This is a genomic window from Kitasatospora sp. NPDC007106 (genome assembly GCF_040634455.1).
Classification (GTDB): domain Bacteria; phylum Actinomycetota; class Actinomycetes; order Streptomycetales; family Streptomycetaceae; genus Kitasatospora; species Kitasatospora arboriphila.
Window position 1 is genome coordinate 1 of record NZ_JBEYFP010001050.1, and the last position, 1,870, is coordinate 1,870.

The 1,870-nt window shown below is 72.5% G+C and carries 1 protein-coding gene and 1 pseudogene; one reads left to right on the forward strand and one right to left on the reverse strand.

Annotation, left to right across the window (positions count from 1 at the left end):
• A pseudogene (aspA, locus tag ABZ641_RS35600) lies at positions 1-426 on the forward strand (aspartate ammonia-lyase); the annotation flags it as partial.
• Positions 427-710: 284 nt separating this feature from the next.
• Here the strand turns inward: aspA and ABZ641_RS35605 are convergent.
• Positions 711-1,652, reverse strand: a complete 942-nt coding sequence (locus ABZ641_RS35605; protein ID WP_359988565.1) for an expansin EXLX1 family cellulose-binding protein — start codon at positions 1,650-1,652, stop codon at positions 711-713.
• Positions 1,653-1,870: the final 218 nt, after the last annotated feature.

The window sequence follows — 1,870 nt, forward strand, 5'->3', positions numbered from 1 at the left end:
CCGGTGATCCCCGAGGTCGTCAACCAGGTCGCCTTCGAGGTGATCGGCAACGACGTCGCCGTCACCATGGCCGCCGAGGCCGGCCAACTCCAGCTCAACGCCTTCGAGCCGATCATCCTGCACTCGCTGTCGGAGTCCATCACGCATCTGAGCGCGGCCTGCCTCACCCTCGCCGAGCGCTGCGTGGTCAGCATCACCGCCAACACCGAGACCCTGCGCGCGAGCGTCGAGAACTCCATCGGCCTGGTGACCGCCCTGAACCCGCACATCGGCTACACAGCCGCCACCGACATCGCCAAGGAGGCCCTCGCCAGCGGCCGGGGCGTGGCCGAACTCGTCCTGGAGAAGGGCCTGCTCCCGGCCCAGACGCTCTCCGCCCTGCTGCGGCCCGAGGTGATCGCGGGAACCGGCGCAGCCCCGGCCTGACGACGGGCCGCCGCAGGGCACCGCCCACAAACCAGGGGCAGAGACCGCACGCGACCGCCCCAGAGCATCGGTGCGGCAATCTGCGGCTCCCCGGCGGCTCCGGACTCCGCCGTCGCCGAGGAGGGGGCAATCGCCGCCCGCCCCGGCGATGCGTGAGCGGCGTCCGGGGCGGTACGGCAGGCCGGAATCCGAGCCTGCTGCGGGGCGCCTGCTCATCCGAGCGGATGCCTTCGTCGGTCCGCACAGGGGGATCGCTGGCCCGCCCGCGCGGCCCGGCGGCACGGTCAATGCCGGGCGAACTGGACTTTGGCCGGTTGGGCGACGTCCGGCCGCAACGCGATCCCGTCGACGGTCAGCCGTTCCCCGTAGATGTCGGTGACCCTGATCGGGCCGCCGCACCCGCTGCCGTCCGGGGAGAGGAAGTAGTTGTATTCGGTGCGCGACAAGTGCCGCCAGCCGCCACCGGACCGGACCTCCAGCGCCGCCATCGGGTTCCGGTGGCCAATCACCTGGATCCCGCACCACCACCGGGTGGACCCGCTCTTGTACCGGATCGACATCGCACCCGGCGCGCCGGGGCTCAGCAGCGTCCAGGTGACCGGGAGGCGGCCCACCGACAAGTCGGCGATCTTGGCGAACGCCTCGCGGCTGAGGTCGAGCTGCCCGGGCGCGCAGGGCAGCGGGCACTCGTTGACGATCCGCACCGTGATGCTCGCCCCGTTGGCAGCGCGGACGAGCACGTACGCCCCGCACGCCTTGGACGACTCGTAGTCGGCGTGGTTCATCGCCGCGATCATGAGATCGCCGGACGGGCCGTACAGGCAGGCGCCGTTGCCGTCGGCCGCGTCGTAGGAGGTCGCGACGCCTCGGTAGTTCGTCCCGGGCTTGATCCGCCCCGGCAGGGGCGCCGCGGTGGACGCCGAACGCACGCTTTGGGCCGCCGAGGGCGACGGAGTATCCGCGGCCGCTGCCGGCAGGGGGCTCGTGACCGACGGCCGGGCCGCTGACGGCGTGGCACCGGCAGGGGTACCGGCGGTGGGCGGCGCGCTTGTCGGGGTGGCTCCGACAAATGCTGCGGCCGGCTGGCGGGAGCCGCCTCCGCTCCCCGGCAAGAGCACGACGGCCAGCCACACCAGCACTCCGATCGTCACCAGCGCCGACGCAATGCCCATGCCCAGCCCCCGCCCGCGCCCCGCCTGCGGGACGGCGTGCTTCGTTGCCCTCATGTTCGTCCGATCCGGTAGGTCGAGTCGATGTTGCACCACTCAGTGGCCGCAGAGTACGGAAAGGTTGCCGTTTCGGCCACGACTTTCCCGCACCCCTGCGCGGCCGGTCGAGGACGCAACGGCACAGTCCCGCCGCACCGCCCGCGGGCCACCACGGTCAGGACCGGTCGCCGTACACCACGCCGTAGCCGCCCAGGTACACCCGGCCGTACACGTCG

Coding starts and splice junctions, on each gene's coding strand:
- ABZ641_RS35605 (WP_359988565.1), bottom strand. CDS start 1,652: ATGAGGGCAACGAAGCACGCCGTCCCGCAGGCGGGGCGCGGGCGGGGG.